This window comes from Rothia sp. P7181, assembly GCF_048513015.1.
Lineage (GTDB): Bacteria > Actinomycetota > Actinomycetes > Actinomycetales > Micrococcaceae > Rothia.
Map to the genome: position 1 here is coordinate 75,418 of NZ_JBLXXZ010000007.1, position 25,850 is coordinate 101,267.

Genomic DNA, 25,850 nt, shown 5'->3' on the forward strand with positions numbered 1-25,850 from the left:
GCTACTCCTAGCTACTACCGTACATGATGAAACTAAAACTTAGCTATCTAAAAGTTCTCCCGTAGACATATCAACACCGGCAGTTCCGGCACTAACACTCTGCTGTTCAGCCGCAAAATAATCAACAATTTTTTGAGCCAGAGAAGGCCCCACACCTGGCACCTGTTGAAGCTCTTGCAACGAAGCTTTTTTGACTTCTGCTAAAGACCCAAAATAATCCAATAATGCCTGACGCTTCTTCTCCCCCAGACCATCAATACCTGACAATGCAGAAGCAACCATCGCCTTGGCACGGCGAGAACGATGAAAAGTAATCGCAAAACGATGAGCCTCATCACGAATACGCTGAATCAAGAAAAGAGCCTGCGACGAACGAGGCAAAATAATCGGAAACTCATCATCTACAACCCATATTTCTTCTAGTCTTTTAGCAATACCCGCAACATACACACCCTCAATATTCAAATCTGCTAGGGCACGTTCAGCCGCAGCCACCTGAGCGCTCGCACCATCCACTAACAGCAAGTTAGGAGGATACGCAAACTTTGGTGCAGAGCGCTCTATACCCGATTCAGAGGCAGAAGAAATCTTCGTCCCTTCAGATTTTTCGTGAAGATATCTTTTAAAACGTCGTGTAATGACTTCATACATACTGCCGACATCATCGCCAGCATTCTTTTCAGAAATTGTGAATTTACGGTACTGATTTTTTTGAGGTAGCCCATCTTCAAAAACAACCATTGACCCTACCGCATGCGAACCTTGAATATGAGAAATGTCATAGCATTCGATGCGCAATAAAGGAACGTCTAATTCCAAAGCTTCTTGAAGCTCCACCAAAGATGCTGAACGAGTCGTCAAATCTCCAGCACGACGTAACTTATGAACAGCTAAAGACTGTTGTGCGTTTTCTTCAACGGTCTCTAACAGCTCACGGCGCTCTGCACGCGGAGAGCTCGTAATCCGCACCGACGAACCACGACATTGAGAAAGCCATTGCTCTAAACGGCTCTGATTCTCGGGAAGAACCGGAACAACAATATGAGGAGGAATCTCAAACTCATTTCGTTCTTGGTCATCATGCTCTCCTGATTCCCCCAACACATATTCTCCATAGACTTGCATCAAGAGCTTCTCTATTAAGGCAGCGTCCTCTTCTTCACCAGAGCGTTCAACAATCCACCCGCGCTGAGCACGAATCTTGCCCGCACGAACAAAAAATACTTGAATCGCAATCTCTAACTCATCACCTGCATAAGCAAAAAAATCGGCGTGAGTACTATCAGCAAGAACAACCGTATTCCGTTCAAAAACCTTCTCTAATGCTAGAAGGTCATCACGCAAACCAGCAGCTTTCTCAAAATCTAGTTCAGCGGCAGCCGCCTTCATCTGCTGTTTTAGCTCAGCTATAAACTTCTCAGAACCACCACTCATAAAACGGCATAGCTGCTGCGCTAAATCATAGTGCTCCTCTTCAGAGATACGACCAATACACGGCGCTGAGCATTTGTTGATATATCCCAGAAGACACGAACGTCCTGTTTTTTGAGCACGACGAAACACCCCAGCAGAACAGGTACGCAATGGAAATACTTTTAGTAGAGTCTCCAAGGTCTCGCGGATAGCCCAAACCTGTGTATACGGACCAAAATATCGGACACCTTTCTTCTTCTCTCCGCGCATAATCTGCACACGAGGGAAAGCATCTTTCATCGTAATCGCAAGATACGGGTATGTTTTATCGTCACGAAAAACGATGTTATATCGTGGCTTATATTCTTTAATCCAGGTGTACTCTAATTGAAGTGAATCAATCTCATTCTTAACAACAGTCCACTCCACCGAAGAAGCAGCATGCACCATCGCATAAGTTTTAGGGCTTAACGCTGAGACCTGCTGAAAATACGAGTTCAGGCGATTGCGAAGGTTTTTAGCCTTTCCAACATAGATTACTCTGCCGTGTTCATCACGAAAACGATAAACCCCCGGCGAGGTAGGTATCTGCCCCGATGCAGGACGATAACTTGCTGGATCTGCCACACGTAACCTTTCTCTACGATAGCCTTAAACTTTTCCTCCATCGCGAGACGCTGAAGGCGAAACGTTATAAACATTTTCTCGAGCTTGTCCCGAAAGCTGAGCAATTTCATCCATGATTTTATCGGTTGTTTCTCGACGCATCTTCCCGCTCATTTTTTCACCAGTGCGAGGAAAATATAACGGTTTTCCAACACGCACAGTAAAACGTCGAGGATAAACCATCATCGAACCCTGTTTCTGAAGGCGATCAGTACCAATTAGACCAATAGGGATAACTGGAGCACCCGTCATATGCGCTAACCATGCCACACCAATTTTTCCACGATATAAACGTCCGTCTAAAGAACGTGTACCTTCCGGATAAATACCAAATACGCGATCTTCTTCTAATACCGCTAAGGCGCGTTCTAAGGCTTTCATTGATTCTGAACGATCAGAACGATTCACCGGAATAATATCAATGACGTCAAACAGCTTCTTCATGATTTTTCCGCGTATCCCTGGAGTGTTAACATATTCTGATTTTGCAAGAAACGCCACTCTTCGAGGCATGAGAGCTGAAATAATCACGGAGTCCAAAAAAGCTAAATGGTTAGAAGCCACGATCACAGGCCCACGCTCAGGAAAATTCTCTAATCCTGTCACCCGTGCGCGAAATACAGTTCTTAAAAGAAAAGTAATGGTCTTTTGAGTGTTCTGATATAGGCGCATCAGCTTCCCTCCACGATGTTTAGAGATTTGTTATCAACATCCCAAGACATCATATTTTCCATAGTCAGTTAGAAGAATCATAGCAACCGTAAGCTCACCTTATGCGCACATAACGTAGCATGACCATTGAAAATCAATCTCAGCTATTTTGGCAACACACCCAAGAAGGTCAGTTCAACAATTCTGCCAAGAAAGCGCCGGTATGAGACCCCTCAACCGTACTAATTTTTTCGGGAGTACCTTCTGCAATCACAGTTCCGCCACCGCTACCACCTTCAGGGCCCATATCAATCACCCAGTCAGCAGATTTAATAACGTCAAGATTATGCTCAATAGTAATGACAGAGTTTCCTTTATCAACAAGCCCCTGAAGTACATGTAGTAGCTTTCGGATATCTTCAAAGTGCAGACCCGTTGTTGGTTCATCAAGAACATAGATAGAACGCCCATTAGAACGTTTCTGCAATTCAGATGCGAGTTTGACGCGTTGAGCTTCTCCACCCGATAACGTTGTAGCAGGTTGCCCTAACCGAATATAGCCTAAGCCCACATCAACCAAAGTATTCAGATGGCGGGCAATGGGAGAAAAAGCGGCAAAGAATTCAGCAGCCTCTTCAACCGGCATTTCAAGAACGTCAGCGATACTCTTACCTTTGTACAACACCGCTAAGGTCTCGCGGTTATATCGTTTGCCGTGGCAGGTTTCGCACGGAACATACACATCTGGCAAGAAGTTCATCTCAATTTTAAGAGTTCCATCGCCAGAACAGTCCTCGCATCGTCCACCCTTGACGTTAAACGAAAAACGGCCAGGAAGATAACCACGCATCTTTGCTTCTTGAGTCTCAGCAAAAAGTTTACGAATATGGTCAAAAACTCCAGTATATGTTGCGGGGTTAGAACGAGGTGTACGACCAATGGGAGACTGATCCACGTGAATAATCTTATCGAGATGTTCAGAACCAACAATTTTGGTATGACGTCCAGGCACTTGCTTAGCTCCGTTAAGTTTCTGAGCTAATGCCGTGTAAAGAATGTCATTGACTAAGGTGGATTTACCTGAACCAGAAACACCCGTCACCGCGGTTAAAACACCGAGAGGGAACGAAACATCAATATTTTTGAGGTTGTTTTCGCGTGCTCCGCATACCTTGAGCATACGTTTTTTATCAATGGCACGACGATTCTTGGGAATATCAATGACACGACGCTTTGCCATATAGTCGCCAGTTATCGATTTTGTATTGTTGAGCAGCTCCTCATAGGTTCCAGAATGAACGACTCTCCCACCATGTTCACCAGCACCAGGACCAACATCCACAATCCAGTCCGCTTCTTTCATGGTGTCTTCATCATGTTCTACCACGATGAGAGTGTTTCCCATGTCCCGCAATTTTGTTAACGTCTCAATCAAACGTCGATTATCTCTTTGGTGAAGCCCAATAGAAGGCTCATCTAAAACATAAAGAACACCAACAAGACCAGAGCCTATTTGAGTGGCCAGACGAATACGTTGCGCTTCACCGCCTGAGAGCGTAGATGCAGCACGCCCTAATGTCAGATAGTCTAGTCCCACATCAAGTAAGAACTGCAGACGTGCGTCAATCTCTTTGAGTACGAGGTCGGCGATGTGCGCTTCACGTTCGCTCAAAGAAAGTGAACGCATGAACTCAAGAGCTTCGCGTAGCGGCATCTCCGTAATATCGGCGATGGAAGCTCCGCCTACAGTAACCGCCAGTATCGTGCGGTTGAGACGTGCTCCCCCGCAGGTAGAGCACGCAACGTTACGCATATATTGTTCGTAACGGTCTTTAGACCATTCAGATTCGGTTTCTTCGTGTTTACGTTTAATGTATGCGTAGACGCCTTCAAAACCAGAGGTATAGCGTCGTTCACGTCCAAACCGATTTCGATACGAGACAGTAACCTTATAATCTTTACCTTTTAGAATGCTCTGACGAATCTTTGCGGGAAGTTTATTCCATGCAGTATCAAGGCTAAAGTCAAGTTCCTGTGCAAGGCCTTCTAGCAAACGTATCCAGTATTCGGAGGTTGCTTTACCTTGTGACCACGGAGCAATTGCGCCTTCACGAATCGTTGCTTGAGGATTAGGAATAATCAGGTCTTCATCAACTTCGAGAGTAAACCCAATACCGTCACAAGCAGAACACGCACCAAATGGGGAGTTGAAGGAGAACACACGCGGTTCAATTTCTTCCATTTGCACAGGATGATTTTGAGGGCATGCTAAATGTTCGCTAAAACGTCGTGTGCGTTTCGGTGAGTTTTCATCTTCATCGACAAAGTCAATGAGTACGTTTCCTTCGCTCAGTTTAAGAGCGGTTTCGATGGAGTCTGTGAGACGTTGTTGGATGCTGTCTTTAATGACAAGACGATCTACGACAACCTCAATAGTGTGTTTATATTGTTTAGCGAGTTTTGGTGGGTCAGAAAGTTGAATGTTTTCTCCGTCGACGCGAGCGCGAGAAAAACCTTGTGCAGAGAGTTCTAGGAAGAGGTCGACGAATTCTCCTTTACGTGCTGAGACGACGGGAGATAACACTTGAAAACGGGTTTTCTCGGGTAGTGCCATGAGCTGGTCAACGATTTGTTGAGGGCTCTGTTGTGAGATTTCTTCTCCACATTCGGGGCAATGCGGGTGTCCGATACGTGCCCAGAGAAGGCGCATATAGTCGTAGATTTCGGTGATAGTTCCGACGGTAGAGCGAGGGTTTTTTGAGGTAGATTTCTGATCGATGGAAACTGCGGGTGAGAGGCCCTCAATAAAATCTACGTCAGGTTTATCTACTTGTCCGAGGAACATTCGTGCATAGGCTGAGAGGGATTCTACGTAGCGGCGTTGCCCTTCAGCGAAGATGGTATCGAACGCTAGTGAAGATTTTCCGGAGCCGGAGAGTCCGGTGAAAACGACCATGGAGTTTCTTGGTATAACGAGGTCTACATTTTTGAGGTTGTTTTCTCGTGCACCTTGAACGTGGATATGTTCTTGGTTTCGTTGATGTGCAGTTGTCTCTGCCATGGTGTTCCTCAGCCTTAAAACTATCTATGTGTTCGAAGATATATTCTAAGTGTTTTCTGGTGCTTTGACTACTCTACGTTGCAAGGGGCGCAAAAGTTTGACGCACATAACTTCACTCATGGGGATTCTTTTTCGTCTAGAATACTGGGTTTTAGGTTGGAGCGGGTAGTGTCTTGGTCTGTCATAGAGCTTCTGGTAGAGCAAGTTTTCCAAGTAGACTACATACCATGACAGATTCTCTCGGTACTCTTCTTTTTTCGACTGATGATATAACGCTTCGTTCATTGTCCGTCTCGCAGATGGAAAATAATGTTTATCTACTCACCAATATTCGCAGTGGTGAGCAGATCATGATTGATGCTGCAGCGGATGCTGAACGTCTATGTTCTTTTGCCCGTGACGTTGCATGCCATGATGTTTTAGATGGTGGCGGTTCGGCAAGGATTACGACTATTTTTACAACCCACGGGCATTGGGATCATATCCGCGCTTTAGAAGCTGTTGCTGAGGCCTCTGGTGCAAGAACGTATGCTGGGGCAGCAGATATTCAGGCTATTGAGTCCCAAGAAAATTATCGGGTACATCACGAGCTTCATGGTCAAGAGCGTTTTGAGTATTCTTCGTATCGTTTAGAAACCATTTCTTTAGTAGGTCATACCCCTGGTTCTATTGCATATGTTCTCACAGCTGAGGGTCTTCCGACAGTTATTTTCTCTGGCGATTCTCTCTTCCCTGGTGGAGTCGGTAAAACAGATTCTCCAGAAGATTTTTGTTCTCTCTTTCATGATGTCACCACAAAATTATTTGATGTTTTTTCGGATGACACGGTGGTTCTTCCAGGTCATGGGAAGGGCACGACGTTAGGTCAGGAGCGTCCGTCTCTAGAGCAGTGGAAAGAGCGCGGCTGGTAGTCAAACACACTATGTTGTACACATAGCTGGTGGTGGAGAACCTCTTACAAGGTTCTCCACCACCAGCTATATGTCGTGATAGGAGTACAGACTGTTGGTTTAGAACAGTCCAGTAATTTTTCCTTCTGCGTCAAAACCGATGCGCTCAGCTGCTGGAGATTTAGCTAGCCCAGGCATGGTGCGCATGGTGCCACAAATGGCGTAAACGTATCCGGCTCCCGCTGCCAGACGCACTTCGCGTACGGGCATAGTCCAACCTGTAGGTGCGCCTTTGAGTTTGGGGTCAGAAGATATTGAAAGGTGTGTTTTTGCGATAACAACCGGAAGTTTCCCGTAACCAAGCTCTTCAAAACGACGTAATTGTTTTCGAGCAGATGCACTCAGCTCAATATCGTCTGCGCCGTATACGTTGACAGCAACTTTTTGAAGCTTTTCAGCGAGGGAGTCGTCGTCATTGTAGGTGAAGGTGAGCTCATGCGATTCTTCACATGCTTGAACGACTGCTTCTGCAAGTTCTACAGTCCCTCGTCCACCTTCAGCAACGCCACGGTGGATAGCAACACGGGCACCTGATTCTTCAGCGATACGCGCAATCACCTCATGCTCTGAAGGGTAATCACTAGGGAAAGCGTTGATGGCAACGACAGGTTGTACTCCGAAGCTGCGAACGATATCTAAATGTTTTTTGAGGTTTGCTGCGCCAGCTTCTACATCGTGTGGGTTCTCTTCCAGAAGCTCTGGTGGAAGAGGTTTGCCCGGTGTGATGGTGTATCGTCCAGAATGAGATTTGAGTGAACGTACCGTCACAACAAGAACTGCTGCATCAGGTTTAAGACCTGATACACGGCATTTGACGTTGAAGAAGCGTTCTGCTCCCATGTCTGCACCGAAACCAGCTTCTGTAATCACGTAATCCGCGTGTTCAAGCCCAACATAGTCGGCAAGGATTGAGGAGTTTCCTGTGGCGATATTACCAAAGGGGCCTGCGTGAATCAGTGCGGGAGTATGTTCAAGGGTTTGCATGAGGTTGGGGTGTATCGCGTCAGAAAGAATAACGGCGAGCGCGCCGTCTGCTTTGAGGTCTTTGGCGGTAACGGGCTCACCTTCATGAGTGTATCCGATGACGATACGGCCAAGGCGTTCTTGGAGGTCCTGCTGAGATTTTGCGAGAGAAAGAATTACCATGATTTCGCTGGCGGAGGTAATATCGAAGCCGGTTTCTCGAGGGACTCCGTCCATTCTCTCGCCAAGCCCGATTACGACGTTGCGTAAGGAGCGGTCGTTGATATCGAGAACTCGACGCCATGAGATACTTCGGGAGTCGATGCCTAGCTCATTGCCGTGATGCAGGTGGTTATCAATCATGGCTGCGAGCATGTTATGTGCGGCTGTTACCGCATGGAAATCTCCGGTGAGGTGAAGGTTTAGCTTTTCCATGGGGACAATCTGAGAGTATCCGCCACCGGCTGCGCCTCCTTTGATACCGAACGTAGGCCCCATGGAGGGCTGTCGCAGGGTGAGCATTGCGCTCTTACCAATCTGCCCCATTCCTTGAGCTAGTGAGACAGAGGTTGCGGTTTTCCCTTCACCAAGTGGGGTCGGTGTTACGGCAGTAACAACAATATATTTGGAATTGCGGGCTTGTGCGGTGTGCGCATTAGTTGTTTCGTCTAGAAGAACTTTTGCTACGTACTTTCCATAATTTTCGAGGCGGTCTTCGTTGATGCCTGCTTGTTGAGCAATCTCGTTAATTGGTTTGAGAGTTGCTTTCTGTGCGATTTCTAGGTCGCTAGGAAATGGTTGTGCCATGAGGTGTTCCTTCTCTGTTGAGAGTTTTTCTCGTCTCCTATCTTATGTTGAACATGACCTAAAACACTATGGTTCGTGAAGAACTTTTTGGCGTTGTACTGTTCAAGCTTGACGCAAAATCTCTTCGGTCTCACCCATGTCGGCGATACTGCCGTTTTCTAAAAGCACTGCTCGTTGGGCAAGGCTCGTAATACGTGCATCGTGGCTAATAATGATAACCGTTCGGTCTTTAAAGATAGCGTTCAGGCTCTGACGTGCTTGTTCTAGTTCTAAGGCAGTTGTTGATTCGTCCAAAATCACAGCATGTGGATTAGCTAAAACGATACGTGCTAAAGCAATATGCTGTATCTGCTGTTCGCTGAGGGTTACCGCGTTGTCGGCAGAGTGCTCTCCCCCAACTCGGGTGTGTAATCCGTCATTGAAGTGGTGAATCCATGAAGCACCAACAGCTTCAAGGGCGTGATACATTTCAGCCTCTGACGCCTGAGTACAGACCATATTAAGGTTTTCTGCAATAGTTCCAAGGAACAGGTGAGCTTCTTGGGTGCAAATTAGTAGTCGGGGGCGACCGTCTGCGGCCGGTGTGGTGGGGTATCGCCCGTCGCCTACTCGTTCGCCCAGAACAGCAATCTGCCCGGAAGATGCTGTCAACGACCCAGCGATTAGCCGTGCGAGAGTTGTTTTACCAGAACCAGAACGTCCAATGAGAGCTAAAGACTGTCTTTCAGGAATATCTAGGTCAATATGGTGAATCACATGGTTATCAGGAGTGTAACCATAGCTCATCTGTTCAATATGTACCGTAGCTGTGTGAGGTACTGTTTCAGAGTATTTTTGATGATTCTGTTGGCGACGATGTTGCTGTTGTGAGCATAGGTCAATCACCCCGCAAATACGCCCCATACTTACGGTCATTTCACGCATTCTGGTAATCCAAAAAGTCATGATTTCGACGTTGATTCGTAAAGAGAACATCAAAATTGCGGCGGTAGATACTTCACCCCAAGTAGCCCAACCCTGCTGCACACAATAGTATCCCCACAGCATGGTGAGCAATAGCGGAAGATAGTTGTTGAAGGCGTTTACCGCCCAGAACGTGGCACGCACTTGCACAAGACGGTAGGTGTCGTCATAAAAAGCGTCAATACGCTGGTCAAGTATTGTTTGACGATGTTGGCTCACACCTAAAGAGCGGATAGTTTGTGCACCTCGAACGTTTTCTGTCATGACGGTAGTCAGTTCTGAAGATCGTCCGGCAATGTTCAGCATTCCCTGAGCAATTTTGGGCAGAAAGAACCTCAGACTTATTGCGAGAAAGCATAGCATCGGGATGGTCACCATACCTAACGGCACAGATAACACAAAAATAGAGCCACAAAAAATAAAGATACGAATAATGGTGGCGGTGAGTTCTGGAATACCGCTGGTAATGATATCTCGAATAGCTTCTAAATCGTTGGTGATACGGGATACGAGGTCTCCGCTTCCGGCGTCTTCAATAGTTTGAGCGTCGAGGTTCATCGACGATTCAACCAGTTGAACACCTAAATCTTGGTGAACTCGTGTACCAATAATTTGACTCTGATAGAGCCATTGACGCGTCAACCATGCTGATATCACAACAGAGATAGCGATATATGCTAAAGATTGCCAGGGGTAGGTGCGCAGTTCCTGATTAAGTACGGCATCAACCAGTTTTCCGATATACCAAGGTGTTATGAGAGTAGCTAGCGAGGAAAGAGTAAACAGTATAAAAATCCAGAATACGCGTTGAGGTGTCGCAAAAATTGATCGAGCAACAATTTTCCATGTTGTTTGTGCCGGAGCAATGGGAAGAAGTTTAGCCATCGATCATGCTTTCTTGAAGGATTCTACGTTTTTCTGTTTCAACAGTAGTACTGACAATATAAACGCCGTGAAGATGTTCTAGAAGGCCATCTTCACAACATTCTTCTTCTAATCGGTCGAGGATGAAACGTTGGCTCGGTTCGTCCACGGAGTTAATAGGTTCGCAAAGAACTAGGTGTGTTTTATTCTGTGCCAAAGCGCGAGCTAACCCTAGTCGTTGACGTTGTCCTCCTGAAAGATTAGTGCCTTCAGAGTTAATCAGACATTGAGCATAATCTCCGGTTCGTTGTGGGTCTAGCCGATGAACAATTTCTTGAGCGTCGCTGAGTTCGAGGAGCTGGCTCATACGTTCTTGAGTCATTTCTTCTGTTTGCCCCAATTGCAGATGTTCTTCTAGCGTTCCTGCAAAAATCATCGGTTGAGAGCGAGAGAGAAGAACGTTATGTGCCCCGTAGCGTTGTTGCAGTTCTTGAGTGAGAACGTCAGCAAGGTGTTCGGCACTGAGCTGATATTTTTTCGGGTTGAGGTAATGCACTCTTCCTGAAGATAGGTTACTCTCGTAGTTTTGGGTCGCAGACTTATCCCCATTATGGTGAAATGTTTTTTGGGTGCGTTCTTTAAGTTCTTCGATGCGGGAAAGTGAGACGCGAGCTTGACGCCACATGTACAAGAAAAATTCCATTGACCATACAGGTGAAACCATCATCGAGATGATTCCGGTGACGGTCACTAACTGTTCAGCAGGAATAGTGGTTACCCAGTGTGCATGGATGATTTCTCCACGAAGTGCCAGAGCAACAGCCGCCATGGTCGTCATGCCAATCAGGAAGACTCGGCTAAAAGCACTCCAACTTTGCAAACGTTGATAGGAAAGCTGCGAATGGCGGACTTCTACAGCGGTTTGACGGTATCGGCTCATCATTGTTTGCTGTACCCCAAGTCCGACAATAGTTCTTAGCGCACTTGAAATATCAGAAGCGTAGGAGGTGTTCACACCAACTTTTTCACGAGCATAGGCAGCACGTTTTTCAAGAAAACGAGAGATAACGGTAATAGTGACGAGTGTTAGCAGCACACCAGCGCAAGAGACCACCGCGATAAGAGGGTTAATGAGCCACAATTGAACGGCACCTAATACGATGATGCTTAGTCCGCTCATCGTCGTCATAAGAGGCTGATAAAGGTAGGCAACCGTTTTGGTGTCTTTGTTGACGACCGTAATAATATTCCCTGGGTCTGAAGTGTTTTTAAGCTGAGGAATATAGGAGCAAGCGTACCGTTTCCAATCTCGGTCTAAGGCCGCAATATTTCTAAAGGCCGTGCCCCAACCCATATATTCGTTGGCGATCAAGAGTACGATGAGGATGCTCAAACCGGTGGTGAGTTTCCAAGCCCATGAGCTGTCCCCTTGAGCGTGGGCGCTGATGATATTCCCGATAAAGGCTGGAAGAAAAATTGTTGCTATCCCAGCAAGTGTTTCACTGACGAAAGGTAAATACCAGCGAAATGAGTTGTAGCGAACCCCCGGAGGACGAAGACGAAACGACACCTGCGTCGACGGACGGTTCTGTTGCTGCTCAGAAGATGCCACTAGTGGTTATCAACTTTCTCAAAAAGAAGGACCGATGATTCACGTATATATGAAGTAGAACTATCATAAGGTGCTCTATGCCAAAAGGAGAAAGTTATTGTTCTTTTCCTTTTGTAACATGATGAAGTATTTCCCTCCTACGCGAGGGTGAGGAGTCTTATCTTTCTGCTGTTAAGCTCTCGACTATGATCGATATATTTTTTGGTGTTGTTGCGGTATAGACTAGGAAAACCATGAAAAAAATTCTTGAGTATCTCAGCCCTCAGCTAGCACAATATCCAGAAAATTATGCAAGTGCGGATTTTCGTTCAAATCCTCTATCGCCTGATGAAATATATGATGCGTTCTGTCAGTGGATTAGTTCCCGCGGTATGGAACTTTACCCCGCGCAAGATGAAGCCATTTTAGAGTTCGCTCAAGGTTCTCATGTTATTTTGGCAACCCCCACAGGCTCCGGCAAATCAACGGTCGCTGTTGCTGCGCATTTCACGGCATTAGCAACAGGGTATCGGTCATATTACACAGCGCCGTTGAAAGCTCTTGTATCTGAAAAGTTCTTTGATCTCATCGATATTTTTGGGGCAGAAAACGTCGGTATGGTTACCGGAGATTCTTCTATTAATGCTGAAGCTCCAATTATCTGTTGTACCGCTGAGATTCTTGCCAATATTGTTTTACGTGAAGGTTCACAAGCACAATTCTCGCAAGTCATTATGGACGAGTTCCATTTTTATTCGGATCCTCAACGAGGCTGGGCTTGGCAAGTTCCGTTACTTGATGCTCCACAAGCTCAGTTCCTTTTGATGAGTGCAACGTTAGGTGATACTACACGTTTTGAAAAAGAGCTTAAAGAGCGTACTGGCCGTGATGTTGCGTTAGTAACTAGCGATGAGCGACCAATTCCACTGCATTTTTATTATTCGATGGAGCCTTTGCAAGAGACGGTACAAGAGCTTATTAATACGCATCAAGCTCCCGTATATATTGTGCATTTCTCGCAGATTCAAGCAGCAGAGACAGCTCAGGGGCTACTCAACGTTGCTGTGGCTACTGCCGATGAGAAAAAACGTATTAATGAGCGGCTCCATTCTTTTAGGTTCTCTCCGGGGTTTGGAAAGGTACTTCAACGCTTAGTCAAGAATGGTGTCGGTATCCACCATGCTGGAATGTTGCCGAAATACCGTCGCCTTGTTGAGCAATTAGCGCAAGAAGGTCTTCTCAAAGTCATCTGTGGCACGGACACTCTTGGTGTTGGTATTAACGTCCCTATTCGTACCGTACTTTTGACGGCGCTATCAAAATTTGATGGTAGACGCTCTCGGAAACTTAAATCGCGTGAGTTCCATCAGATTGCAGGACGCGCTGGACGCGCCGGTTATGACACGGCTGGAACGGTGGTGGTGCAAGGCCCTGAACACGAGATTGAAAACCGACGGCTTGAAGCTAAAGCAGCGGAGAAGTTTAACGGCGACACTAAACGAATGGCGCAGTCCCTACGCGGTAAAAAGAAAAAAGCACCGCAAGGTTTCATTAACTGGTCAGAAAAAACTTTCGATCAGCTTGTTGCTTCTGCACCTGAACCGTTAACAAGTTCCTTCGATATGACCTATTCGATGGTGCTTAACATTCTTCAACGGAATGAGAATCCTTTTATGGTGGCGCGACATTTCCTACGCCATAATCATGAGTCTCCGACCCGACAACGACAGCTCATTAAAAAAGCTCTCGGCATCTATCGAGAACTCCTTGCAGGAGGTATCGTCGAAAAATTGGATGCCCCAGACGAATACGGTAGGACTGTTCGTCTGGTGATGAGCCTTCACGATAATTTTGCGTTGAATCAGCCACTGTCTCCTTTTGCTTTAGCGTCATTATCATTATTGGATCGTTCGTCGACGAGCTATGCCTTAGATGTTCTGTCTATTTTTGAAGCAACGTTAGAGAACCCTCATCAGGTTCTTCATATGCAAGAGAAGAAAGAGAAGTCTGTGGCTCTCGCTCAGATGAAAGCTGATGGGTTGGATTATCAGGAGCGGATGAACGAACTCGATCACATCAGCTATCCAAAACCTTTAGAAGATATTCTTGTACAGGCTTTTGAGACGTACCGTTCTGGTGCGCCGTGGGTGACAGAATACGATATTAGCCCCAAGTCTATTGTTCGTGATATGTATGAGCGGGCCATGGACTTTTCTTCCTATGTTCAGTTCTATTCGCTAGAACGCTCTGAAGGTGTGCTTCTCAGATATCTATCTGATGCGTATAAAGCTTTACGGCAAACAGTGCCCCAAGAAGCTCTCACCGAAGAACTCACAGATATCATCGAATGGCTCGGAGAGCTCATCCGACAAACAGATTCTTCTCTTGTTGATGAGTGGGAACGTTTAGCGTCTTCATCGACAGAAGATTTTGTGCAGCCTCACAACCACGTTATTGATGAGACTCCCCCTCAGCTCACAGATAATCCACGTGCCTTTACTGTGATGGTCCGTAACGCTCTTTTTCGCAGGGTTGAACTTTTTGCTCAAGAGCAAGAACGCACCCTCGGTGAACTTGATGGTGTTCACGGATGGGATGAAGACCGCTGGGCAGAAGCCATGGACGATTATTTTGAAGAATATGAGGATCTTTACACCGATTCTCAAGCTCGTTCTCCCCATTTATTCACGGTTGATAAAAGTGCAGAACGCACAGAGGGAACGTGGACTGTTCGCCAAATTTTCTCTGATCCTGAAGAACATCATGATTTTAGTATGAGTGCTCTTGTAGATTTAGCAGCCTCAAATGAGCTGGGTGAACCCGTAATCCGTATCCTTCACGTAGGTTTTAATCATTCGTGAGGATGACCTCTTCATCACCGTATTTTATGTTTTATCGTTATATTTTTCTAAAGGTTGGTTCTTATGATTCTCTCATTACCATCGTCTTCACATCGGCAGGGAACAACTCATACGGTAGGTTCTTTTCACCTCATCGATCATTGGTTTGAAGTTCCCGCCACTCACGGTCTTGCCTTATCGTTAGGAATGGATGCGGCGTTAGAGCATCCTTTTGCTCAGCAAACTCTGACTATTTTTGCTCGCGAAGTCATTAATATTTCTCCTGAGTTGACAATTTCAGTCGACGAACGTCCTCTGATGGTTTATCTCCAAGGCGGCCCAGGTGGTAAGAGTCCTCGTCCGCTTAGCGATCAAGGGTGGGTGCAGGAGCTTAGCAAAACTCATCGGCTCGTCCTTTTAGACCAGCGTGGAACAGGTCTTTCTACTGCGCTCACCGCTCAGACGATTCAGCAAGGACGCTCTATCGAACAGCAAGTTGCTTATTGTGAACTTTTTCGAGCAGATTCTATTGTTGCTGATGCTGAAGTGGTACGTCGTTTTCTCTGCGCTGGTCGGAAAGACCAGCGTTGGTCGACGATGGGGCAAAGCTATGGTGGATTCTTGACCCTCAGCTATTTAAGCTTTGCTCCTGAGTCTCTCAAAGATTCTCGTATGACCGCCGGTCTGGCACCGTTGAGAGCTTCCATTGATCAGGTGTATCAGAGCACTTTAGACCGTGTTTATGAACGTAATGAACAGTTTTATCAGTGGTATCCCGAAGATGAAGAGTTAGCTCGTCGTATCGCCTCCTTCGTGGAAGACAACGAGGTGTATCTGCCTTCTGGAGAGCGTCTGACTGTTCCTCGTTTCCAAATGCTCGGGCAGTATCTTGGTGGTAATAGCCGAGTGCATGGATTACATTATTTACTTGAATCTGCTTTTGCTGAAGGAACAAGCCACCTCTCAGCACAGTTCTTGAGCGAAGCAGAACACGTTCTGAGTTTTAGGTCTAGCCCTTTGTACGCTCTTTTACATGAGTCAATTTATGCTGATGGTCCAGCTCAGGGTGGTTCGCCATCTCCTGCCCCAACAAATTGGTCTGCTGCTCGTATGGCAAAGAAACGTCCAGAATTTAGCCCTGATGCTTCAAGGATTCTTTTTACCGGTGAGCATATTTTCCCGTGGCTTTTTGAACAAGATACCGCGTTGAAGCCGTTAGCAGAGTTGGCTGATGCCTTGGCGCAAAAAGATGATTGGGGCCCGCTATATTCTCATGAACAGTTAGCCTCTAATGAGGTGCCTTTAGCGGCTGCCGCATATACTCCCGATATTTATGTGGATTATGCACATTCTATGAGTACTGCTCAGTGGGTTAAAAATACAAAAGTGTGGACATCACATACGCATCATCACGATGGTTTGGGTACAGACGGTACACTAATTTTGGGACATCTCAAAAATCTTCTCGCAGACATGCGCTAAGAATACCCCCAGCACGAGATGGCACCCACACTCCAGTAATTCACTCGCTATTTTTCCCTTTTGGAGGGTTTGTGGTCTCTCGCGCTCAATTTCTTGGCGCTTCTGCCGTTGGTGTCCTTGCAACTGCTTTTCATTCGTCGTCTTCGGCGTATGCTCAAGCACCATCACGCTTTTATCGTGCCGATGAACAAGGCATTACCCCTGATTCTTTAGAACCAGTTAACCACCGTATTAATGAGCTCATCGATCAGTTAGCTCAATCTGGTGGAGGTAGTATCCTCTTCCCTCCAGGAAGATACCCCGTAGACTCTTCTGGCATTGTGCTCAAACACCAAGTCTCTATTATGGGTGTTGGCGATTCCACACAATTTATGCCAGTTGGTGAATGGGAAGAACTCGCCGGTGTTTTTCGAATTGGCGAAGATACCATCCCCTCTAAAGAACCTGTTTATCGTACAGGCCTTCATCAGTTCAGTATCAAACCAGGAGAAGACTCGTATAAGCATCGTCAAGCTATCCCCAATACGGTCGGGATTCTTTACAACACGTTTAATGGGGATAATCCCCCAGATCCTGATGCTGCTCACCGAATTTCGGGAATTACTCTTTGGGATTTAGATATGGGCATTAAGCTCAAGGGCCCAGACGACCAAGGTTGCACGGTGTCTCAGATACGAGGACGTCGATTTTTGCGAACAGCACTCACCGTTGGTGACACAAACTCACCAACAGCTGCAGATAATATGTTCTATATGCTTGATTTCTCGTCAGCGAACTTGCAGCGTCTTGACGCCGCAGCGATTGAAGTGTACACCTCTAACTGTTCGTTCTCGCAGGTTAAAAGTTGGTATTCTAAACGTTCCATGAGCTTTGAAGAATCGGCTAAAGCCGGTGCCGGATACTATATTAAAGGCACTCGAAACTCCTTCAACCAGTGCGATGCCCAAGATAACGGTGGACATGGCTTCGTTCTTTCATTAGGGAATAATTCGCTGATGAACTGTATCGCTGACTCGAATGGTTATGCAGAGAACATATCAGGTGAAGCGCAAACTTCTGAGGCTCATGGATTCCATGTTGAACGCAATGCAACAGGCACACAACTTATTGGCTGTCAGTCTTTTAACCGTACGAGAAATGACCCTGGACAATCCGTTGGGTTTTGGGCGCACGAGGGAAATACTCAGGTAACCATTATTGGTTCTGCTTTTGCAAACACCACAAGAGCGTCACAAACGGGAGCGCTTGAGACAGCACAAAAAACGTTGATTGACCCAACAACCCGATAAACAATTATCTTTTGCGTTATCTTTCCTCAGAGATAGAGTAAAGGTGTGGGTTGCAACCTATACAGGTTGCAACCCACACCTTTAACGATACTGCGTTAGTTTTGAATGTAGTCCGCGTGTTTACCTCGAGCACGGTGAACAAGGTCTTGATAATCTTGTTCAGAATCGATGAGTTCATCACGATATTTTTGTTTAATAGCACGCGACTTCTTAGCATAACGCTCTAGCTCATCTTTAATCTTTGCACGTTCTTCCATAGAAGCATCCTCAGGTAAAGCAAGATAGCTCTCGCTGAGTGCAGTGACCTTATGAATCGTAGCTAAGGCTTTGCCCTTAGGCGAGTACAACGACGCTAAGACCGTTACGATGAGCACCCCAACAATCACTGCCAAAGAAACACCAATAGATACCTCAACTACGTGAACAGGTTCACCGTTATTGATAAAGGGCAAGGTGTTTTCATGTAAGGCGTGCAATACCAATTTCACGCCAATAAACGCAAGAATCAGCGATAGGCCCCACGAGAGATAAATCAGACGGTCCAGCAAACCATCAATGAGGAAGTATAACTGTCGAAGACCCATCAAGGAGAATGCCGTTGCAGTAAAGACAATGTATGCCGACTGTGTCAGACCAAAAATCGCGGGAATAGAGTCCAAGGCAAAGAGTAAGTCTGTTCCACCGATAGCGACCATCACCAGCAGCATCGGAGTCATCACTTTTTTACCATTTTCGATAGTAAAAAGCTTATCGCCATCATAATGCTCAGAAGTTTTAAGGTACTTCTTCGCTAAACGGATAACAATATTATTCGCTTCGTCTTCTTCATTCTCAGCAGAAATCTCATCCTTGATGAGGTTACCGGCGGTGTAGATGAGAACGATACCAAAAATGTAGAAGAGCCAGCTCCATGTATTGATGAGCGCTGCACCAGCAAAGATAAAGACGGCCCGTGCCAGCATCGCAAAAATAATGCCAAACAGTAGCACCTTTTGCTGGTCTTCTCTGGGCACTTTAAAGCTCGCCATAATAATCAGGAAGACAAAGAGATTATCAACGCTTAGCGCTTTCTCTGTAATATACCCTGCGTAGTACTCTGCAGCGTAGGTACTACCATCAAATATCAGAATGAAAACACCGAAGAGTAGCGCTACACCAATATAGATAGCCGACCAAATGGCAGCTTCACGAATAGTTGGCTCATGAGCTTTACGCACATGAAAAATAAAATCATAAGCAAGAAGTAAGCCAATGAAAATAAGGGTGATAGACCATTGCAGCCCACTAATATCCACGGGGAGCCTTTCTTGTGGTTGGATACGTTAAATACCACAAGTCTCTCCCGCCTCAGAGGGCACATTTTCCGGAGCGACTTCTTTGGCTCTCGTGCTGACGAAAAATGATTTATGGGATACTCCCTTGCTCTGAGAATACTCTACCGCATTTTAGGTGCTCACTTGTACTCTTTAGGCGTGACCTGCTTGTTGCATCTGACGCAATTCTTTTTTAAGTTCTTGCAGCTCATCACGAATTTGTGCAGCTATCTCAAATTGAAGGTTTTCAGACGCTGTCATCATTTGCTCAGTTAGCTCCTGTATGAGCTGCGTCAGGTCTTCAGCCGGTGCGCTCGCCAAACGATTTTGGCGTATGTTCGGGGTTGTTGCCGTTCGAGGTGTTTTGGTGGTGTGCTGGTTCAGGAGTTGTTGTGTGTCCTCTTCTTCACGAGCAAGTTGGTCGGTGATGTCAGCGATTTTCTTACGTAGCGGTTGCGGATCGATACCGTGTTCTTGGTTATAGCGTTGTTGAATTTCACGTCGTCGGTTGGTTTCGTCAATAGCTACTTGCATGGACGGCGTAATTTTGTCGGCGTACATGTGAACTTCTCCACTGACGTTTCGTGCGGCGCGACCAATCGTTTGAATTAGTGACGTTGTTGAACGGAGGAAGCCTTCTTTATCTGCGTCAAGGATGGCGACAAGAGAGACTTCTGGCAAGTCTAACCCTTCACGAAGAAGGTTAATGCCGACCAAAACGTCAAAACTGCCTTGGCGTAGTTGTCGTAGTAGGTTTACGCGTTGGAGAGTGTCCACATCGGAGTGAAGGTACTCTACGCGCACCCCGTTTTGGGCGAGGTATTCGCTGAGGTCTTCAGCCATTCTCTTAGTGAGTGTGGTAACGAGGATACGCTCGTCACGTTCGACGCGTTCTCGGATATTTTCTAGGAGGTCGTCGATTTGTCCGCGGGTCGGTTTAACAATAATTTTCGGGTCGACAAGTCCTGTTGGGCGAATGATTTGTTCAACATATCCGTCGGCTTGGGATAGTTCGTATTTTCCGGGTGTAGCCGATAGATATACTGTTTGTCCGATTCTTTCAAGGAATTCGTTCCATTTGAGGGGACGGTTATCCATAGCTGACGGTAGCCGGAAACCAAAGTCTACAAGAGTACGTTTTCGGCTCATGTCACCTTCGTACATGGCACCAATTTGTGGGACCGTCACGTGAGATTCGTCGATAATGAGGAGGAAGTCATCGGGAAAATAATCGAGTAGACAATGTGGTGCGGAACCTGCTTCACGTTGGTCAATGTGTCGAGAATAATTTTCAATTCCGGTGCAGAAACCCATTTGTTCCATCATTTCGAGGTCATATTGGGTACGCATGCGTAGGCGTTGGGCTTCAAGAAGTTTTTGTTGACTTTCAAGTTCTGCAAGTCTGCTTTGCAGTTCATCTTCGATACTGCGCATAGCAATTTTCATGCGTTCTTCACCTGCTACGTAGTGTGAGGCAGGGAAAACGTACATTTCTTCTTCCTCACGGATAATTTCTCCGGTGAGCGGATGCAGAGTGTAGATAGTTTCTATCTCGTCCCCAAAGAATTCAATACGAATTGCGTTCTCTTCGTACATGGGAATAATTTCTACGGTGTCGCCACGAACGCGGAAGGTTCCACGGTGAAAGTCAATGTCGTTGCGGGTGTATTGCATGGCTACAAATTGTCGTAGCAGTTCATCTCGGTCGAGTTCTTCTCCTCGTTTGAGAGTGACCATTTGTTCGATGTATTCTTCGGGTGTTCCGAGTCCGTAAATACACGATACGGTGGAGACAACAACAACATCACGTCGAGTCAGCAAAGAGTTGGTTGCAGAGTGGCGCAGTCGTTCTACTTCTTCATTAATAGATGAGTCTTTTTCAATAAAAGTATCTGTTTGAGGCACATACGCTTCTGGCTGGTAGTAGTCGTAGTAAGAGACAAAGTATTCGACAGCGTTATGTGGAAGGAGTTCTCGAAGCTCTTGCGCAAGTTGAGCGGCGAGAGTTTTATTATGTACCATGATGAGCGTTGGGCGCTGCACTGATTCTATGAGCCATGCTGCTGTTGCAGATTTTCCGGTGCCGGTGGCACCCAGTAGCACGATATCTTTTTCTCCGTTGTTGACGCGTTCGGTTAGCTCTGCGATAGCTTTGGGTTGGTCTCCCGCTGGCTGGTATTCAGAGATGACGTTAAAGGGTGCGACAATTCGTTGGATGTTTTGCGCTAGGCTCATGGTTGTTAATTTTACTGCACCTCAGTGGCTGGTGGGCATTCAGCGCTCATATTATCGTCATATTCGTAGTGGTTCAGCATATGTAATGTTTTTGTAGCTGATGAGTTGTATAAGAAATCTGCACTATCAATGACATATTTAAGATGGAATTGGACTAAAACTATTTCATTGAATCGCTTCAGATATGTTAATATCCTCAATAAGTTACTTAAACAATAAGTTAATTCTTTAATCTCGTAAAACGTTAAATAATGATAACAATAGGGCACATAGTTAATATTTTATATATTAACTATGTGCCCTATTATTGAACGCTCTAATACTTACTGGTTCAATATGTTCAGAACATATTCAAGCTAGATTGTTCTATAACTCAACTATTTTTTCTTTGATGAGCTTTTCGCTGATTCTTGAGAATCTTCAGCTTTTGTCTCTGGAGTAATGACCGGAATCTGACCCGTATTAGGAACAAGAGACTCATATTCTGGTTCTGTTCCTACCTCAAACTCAGGACGCATCACAACATCTTCAATAGAAGAGAAGTCTTCTTGAGCTCGACGATGATATTCCTCAATCGGAAGCACCTGCTTCCACTGACGAGTCCGCATCGGAGGTAACTCCCCTGCGTCCTCACGTAGAGCACGAACAATCATCCAAATCTCTAAATAGCCCAAAACCCATACAGGTAGACCGATCACAATAATGACCTGTTGTAAGAGGTTCAGCCCGTCATCTCCACTCGATACAAGGATAGATGCGCACACAAGACCAATACATAATGCCCAGAACACACCTTGACGTTTCGGGGCGGGATCTTCATGGCCGTTTGAGATAGCATCCATCACCAAAGCCGCAGAGTCGATAGAGGTGATAAAGAAGATAGTAATCACCAGAAGTGTTAGCGCTGCAATTACGGGGAAGAAGGGGAAATGACCCAAAAATTCGAAGAGCGCAGCGGGGATATTACCTTCATCTACCACTTTCTGAACGAGCGTTCCGTTATGGTTACGTTCGATGTTAAAGGCGTTCATGCCGAAAACACCAATCCAAATCAAGGTGAAGGCACTCGGCGCACCCAAAACACCAATCACAAACTGGCGGATAGTACGACCTTGAGAAATCTTTGCAATAAAGAGTCCAACAAAAGGTGCCCAAGCTACGGTCCATGCCCAATAGAAAACAGTCCAAGAACCAAGCCAACCAGTATCGGCGAAGGTGTCGTTGAAGAACATCATAACGGGAAGCTTCTGAACAAATTGTCCGGCAGATTCAATCGTTCCGGTAATTGCTAGTCGTGTTGCTCCCGTCATGAGGATAAAGAGCAACAAGGCAATAGCCATCATGATGTTAATGTAGGACAAGCGTTTCACGCCTTTGTCCATGCCCATCATCACGGAGCAGATACCTGCAGCAGTGATGATGGCAATAATGGCAGCCTGTATCCAACCACCTACCGGAAGACCATACATGATGTTCATACCGGAGTTAATCTGTAAGGCGCCAAGCCCTACGGAAACAGCAATACCAAAGACAGTAGCGATAATCGAGATTGCGTCGATGACTTTTCCGATAGGGCCGTGAATACCTTCGCCGAGCAGTGGTTGGAAGATAGAAGATACGCGCGGAGGAAGTTTACGTTTATACGTAAAATACCCAAAAGCAAGCCCAGGGACAGTCAGAATAACCCACATGAACAAGCCGATGTGGAAGTTCGCTATTGATAGCGCATCAATAGCGGCAGCGTCAGATTGCGGTTCAATCCCAGGGTATGGAGGGTTAGCGTAGTGGCTGATAGGTTCTGCTGCACCCCAGAAGAGAAGTACAGCACCAACACCGGCAGCAAATAGCATGCCGAACCATGCAATACCGGAATATTCTGGTTCTGCATCATCGGGGCCAAGTTTGACACGGCCAAAACGACTACACGCAATATAGATGAGGAAGATAAAGAAAAGAGCATTCCCTAAAACATAAAACCAACCAAGATATTTAATAATAAAAGATGCGACAACACCAAATATCTCAGCCATAGGCTTTGGGAAAACAACCATTGCCAGAGTAAAAAGCATAATAAATGCTGCTGACATAAAGAAAATAGGAGGGCTTGTTCTAAGCCCTAGTCTGTTGTGTATTTTGCTCAACACAGCAAAAACCCGGTGGATATGTGCGTACTTTGCGGCGCTCGTTGATTCCACCTCACCGCAAATTCATCCAGAGAGGACAACGTATTTAATAGTACGCATATTTTACAAAGAAATGTTAAATATGACTTTTTATTCCGACTATTTAGAGTCAATAGAAAGTATCTGACTAGGAATTATAACAATTCTATAAAATATAACACTACTGATTATTTTTTGGTGGTAGAAGATGCCAAAAGACTCTCCCAAACCTCCAAAACACGCTGTTTAGTATCATCAATATCACCCGAATTGTCGATAACCCAATGAGCGACCTCTGCCCGTTGAACGTCACTAGCTTGAGCTGACATTCTGCTCAAGGCATCCTCACGAGACATCCCACGATACTTTTTCAGACGCTCAAGGCGTACAGGAAGATCAGCATAAACCACAATGACTTTATCAAAATGATGATATTGCCCAGTCTCTACTAAAAGCGGAATATCCTCAATGACGATAGCCTCATCACCATAAATACGACGAATATTCGCAATTTTCTCTACAGCACGTTCACGAATAGCAGGGTGCATAATACGCTCAAGAGTTTCACGTAACTGCTCATCAGAAAAAATTTTCTGAGCCAAACGCCCACGATTCAACGACCCATCTTCGCACAGAATATCTGAGCCAAAAAGGCGAATAACCTCGTCAAAAGTCTTCTCCCCCGCCTGCATAAGCTCACGACCTAAAGCATCAGCGTCAACAATATGAGCGCCATAGGAGGAAAAAATCTGCGCAATAGTAGATTTTCCAGCACCAATTCCACCCGTTAAAGCAATCCTTAACATTTTTCTCCTATCAATCAACACACCCCATACAGCGACTCTCTCTAACCTATCGTAACGACTATGAGTACGTGATGTTCATGTTCTACCTCATCCGCACACCAAAAACACATCTGAGAACACTACAGCCAAACATTACACAGAAAACGAGTGCTCTCATCCTGTGCAGTAAAATGTTTTAGATGCAGACAACAGACCATACTCGTGCTCACCGATACACTGTTCTAGCAAAACACGCACATGAATACCGTGCTGATCTTGAAATTAAAAGAAGCAATTTCTTGGGTTTCGCTCTTCGCGTTGAAAACGAAACCCAAGCACGAGAGTTCATTACTTCTCTAAGAAAACGCTACCACGATGCACGACACGTCTGCTCAGCGTTTGTGATTGGAGCAGATCGCGATATCCAACGGTCCTCTGATGATGGAGAGCCAGCAGGTACAGCAGGAATACCGATGCTCCAAGCAATACTTGCACGAGACACGGCACAAAAAGCCCCTATCTCAGATATTTGTGTTGTTGTCGTACGATATTTTGGCGGGATTAAACTAGGTGCCGGTGGGCTTACGCGAGCTTATTCTGAAGCTGTCACTCATGTTCTTGACAGCTCAGAATTTCTTCTGCGTCAAAAACTGCTGTGTGCAAAACTTCCTGTTTCACATGCATTCGTCGGACAACGCGATCATGAAATACGACACCTAGGATTTCATATCATTGATACCGAATACGACGCAGAAAAAGCCTACATGAGCGTTGGTGTGACGGCAGAGAAAGTAGAATATCTCAAAGAATGTATTGCCCATATCAGCGCTGGCGAAGAGTCCCTCAGCTGGGACGGCTCAATATGGGTAGACACCCCGTAAAACATGACAGCGTAGAGATAAGGGTGCTCTTTGAGAGCTATCATCAAAGAGCACCCTTATCCGTTATCTCTATATGATTTATCGGGCAGTTAAGCCACCGTCAAGGATAAATTCTGAGCCAGTTGAGTATGAAGAATCATCACTTGCAAGAAAGAGAACAGTCTTAGAAACTTCCTCTGGCTGAGCGATACGCCCCAGAGGAATAGTCTTCTCAAACTCTTTAACCGCAGCCATCGTATCTTCTTGCATAATCATCGGTGTCGCAATAACACCGGGGTGAACAGAGTTCACACGAATACCGTGATGGGCAAGTTCCAACGAAGCAGCTTTAGTCAAACCACGCACAGCAAATTTAGTATCGGTGTATCCGACTGCACCACCCACTAAGCCGTTGATAGAAGAAATATTGATAATGCTTCCGCCACCATTTTTCTTCATCGATGAAGCACCGTACTTTACTCCAAGAAATACGCTGAGCTGATTGATATTAAAAATCTTTGTATACTCATCAACGCTCACATCAAATAGTGACTTCGCCATCGTAATACCGGCGTTATTGACCAGAATATCTAAAGTGCCAAAGTGTTTTTCGGTCTCAGCAATGACACGTTCCCAATCGTCTGAAGAAGTAACGTTATGGGACAAGAACAAAGCGTTTTGACCTAATTCCTCCGCTAATTTTTCACCTTCTTCGGCGTTAATATCAGTGATTACTACACGAGCCCCTTCTTCGTGGAATAAACGCGCATGAGCAGCTCCCATTCCTTGAGCAGCTCCAGTAATTAAAGCAACCTTGTTTTCGAGTTTCTTTGCCATCACTTATCATCCTTTGATATGAAAGATTTATTCGCTATGTATATTTAGCTGGCAAGAGGCGACTTATGTCGCCCATCACTAACAAGGTGTACTATACTCCTGAACTCCCAGCTTTTTC

The 25,850-nt window shown here is 45.8% G+C and carries 16 protein-coding genes; 5 read left to right on the top strand and 11 right to left on the bottom strand.

Going from position 1 to position 25,850, the window contains the following annotated elements:
* Positions 1–39: 39 nt before the first annotated feature.
* The 3 genes from uvrC to uvrA form a co-directional block, all read right to left on the bottom strand.
* Positions 40–2,040, bottom strand: coding sequence for an excinuclease ABC subunit UvrC (gene uvrC, locus ACN08Z_RS04995; RefSeq protein WP_419103487.1), 2,001 nt, complete (start codon positions 2,038–2,040; stop codon positions 40–42).
* 24 nt (positions 2,041–2,064) lie between these two features.
* Entirely contained in the window at positions 2,065–2,751 is a 687-nt protein-coding gene (locus ACN08Z_RS05000; RefSeq protein ID WP_419103488.1) for a lysophospholipid acyltransferase family protein, read from the bottom strand.
* A 169-nt stretch (positions 2,752–2,920) separates the two neighbouring features.
* Entirely contained in the window at positions 2,921–5,791 is a 2,871-nt protein-coding gene (gene uvrA / locus ACN08Z_RS05005; RefSeq protein WP_419103489.1) for an excinuclease ABC subunit UvrA, read from the bottom strand.
* Between the two features lie 227 nt (positions 5,792–6,018).
* On the opposite strand from uvrA, the gene ACN08Z_RS05010 reads away from it, so the two are divergent.
* Positions 6,019–6,702 (top strand): MBL fold metallo-hydrolase, encoded by a 684-nt coding sequence (locus ACN08Z_RS05010; RefSeq protein WP_419103490.1) that lies wholly within the window; start codon positions 6,019–6,021, stop codon positions 6,700–6,702.
* Between the two features lie 99 nt (positions 6,703–6,801).
* Here ACN08Z_RS05010 and ACN08Z_RS05015 read toward each other — a convergent pair whose 3' ends face one another.
* The 3 genes from ACN08Z_RS05015 to ACN08Z_RS05025 all read right to left on the bottom strand — a co-directional run bounded on the left by ACN08Z_RS05015 (position 6,802) and on the right by ACN08Z_RS05025 (position 11,950).
* Positions 6,802–8,511 (bottom strand): formate--tetrahydrofolate ligase, encoded by a 1,710-nt coding sequence (locus ACN08Z_RS05015; protein WP_419103491.1) that lies wholly within the window; start codon positions 8,509–8,511, stop codon positions 6,802–6,804.
* 102 nt (positions 8,512–8,613) lie between these two features.
* Positions 8,614–10,359 carry an ABC transporter ATP-binding protein gene (locus ACN08Z_RS05020; RefSeq protein ID WP_419103492.1) on the bottom strand — a complete coding sequence of 582 codons (1,746 nt, stop codon included), beginning with the start codon at positions 10,357–10,359 and terminating at the stop codon, positions 8,614–8,616.
* Positions 10,352–11,950: an ABC transporter transmembrane domain-containing protein gene (locus ACN08Z_RS05025; protein ID WP_419103493.1), complete on the bottom strand. Its 1,599-nt coding sequence runs from the start codon at positions 11,948–11,950 to the stop codon at positions 10,352–10,354. The genes ACN08Z_RS05020 and ACN08Z_RS05025 overlap by 8 nt, the downstream gene beginning before the upstream one ends.
* A 233-nt stretch (positions 11,951–12,183) precedes the next feature.
* Between ACN08Z_RS05025 and ACN08Z_RS05030 the strand changes: the two genes are divergently transcribed.
* The 3 genes from ACN08Z_RS05030 (at position 12,184) to ACN08Z_RS05040 (ending at position 17,540) form a co-directional block, all read left to right on the top strand.
* Complete coding sequence (locus ACN08Z_RS05030) at positions 12,184–14,790, top strand: DEAD/DEAH box helicase (protein ID WP_419103494.1); 2,607 nt, start codon at positions 12,184–12,186, stop codon at positions 14,788–14,790.
* A gap of 63 nt (positions 14,791–14,853) precedes the next feature.
* A complete protein-coding gene (locus tag ACN08Z_RS05035) occupies positions 14,854–16,251 on the top strand; it encodes an alpha/beta fold hydrolase (RefSeq protein WP_419103495.1) in 1,398 nt (465 codons plus the stop codon).
* Between the two features lie 71 nt (positions 16,252–16,322).
* The gene (locus tag ACN08Z_RS05040; RefSeq protein WP_419103496.1) at positions 16,323–17,540 is read left to right on the top strand and encodes a hypothetical protein; all 1,218 of its coding nucleotides are present in this window, start codon (positions 16,323–16,325) and stop codon (positions 17,538–17,540) included.
* 95 nt (positions 17,541–17,635) lie between these two features.
* Here ACN08Z_RS05040 and ACN08Z_RS05045 read toward each other — a convergent pair whose 3' ends face one another.
* The 4 genes from ACN08Z_RS05045 to coaE form a co-directional block, all read right to left on the bottom strand.
* On the bottom strand, positions 17,636–18,835 hold the full coding sequence (locus tag ACN08Z_RS05045) for a TerC family protein (RefSeq protein WP_419103497.1): 1,200 nt from the start codon (positions 18,833–18,835) through the stop codon (positions 17,636–17,638).
* Between the two features lie 171 nt (positions 18,836–19,006).
* Entirely contained in the window at positions 19,007–21,088 is a 2,082-nt protein-coding gene (gene uvrB / locus ACN08Z_RS05050) for an excinuclease ABC subunit UvrB (protein WP_419103498.1), read from the bottom strand.
* 377 nt (positions 21,089–21,465) lie between these two features.
* Complete coding sequence (locus ACN08Z_RS05055; RefSeq protein WP_419103499.1) at positions 21,466–23,175, bottom strand: BCCT family transporter; 1,710 nt, start codon at positions 23,173–23,175, stop codon at positions 21,466–21,468.
* A gap of 263 nt (positions 23,176–23,438) precedes the next feature.
* Positions 23,439–24,056, bottom strand: a complete 618-nt coding sequence (gene coaE / locus ACN08Z_RS05060; protein ID WP_419103500.1) for a dephospho-CoA kinase — start codon at positions 24,054–24,056, stop codon at positions 23,439–23,441.
* A gap of 179 nt (positions 24,057–24,235) precedes the next feature.
* On the opposite strand from coaE, the gene ACN08Z_RS05065 reads away from it, so the two are divergent.
* Positions 24,236–24,916 carry an IMPACT family protein gene (locus ACN08Z_RS05065; RefSeq protein WP_419101788.1) on the top strand — a complete coding sequence of 227 codons (681 nt, stop codon included), beginning with the start codon at positions 24,236–24,238 and terminating at the stop codon, positions 24,914–24,916.
* Between the two features lie 78 nt (positions 24,917–24,994).
* On the opposite strand, the gene ACN08Z_RS05070 is transcribed toward ACN08Z_RS05065, so the two are convergent.
* Entirely contained in the window at positions 24,995–25,732 is a 738-nt protein-coding gene (locus ACN08Z_RS05070) for an SDR family NAD(P)-dependent oxidoreductase (RefSeq protein ID WP_419103501.1), read from the bottom strand.
* Between the last annotated feature and the right edge of the window lie 118 nt (positions 25,733–25,850).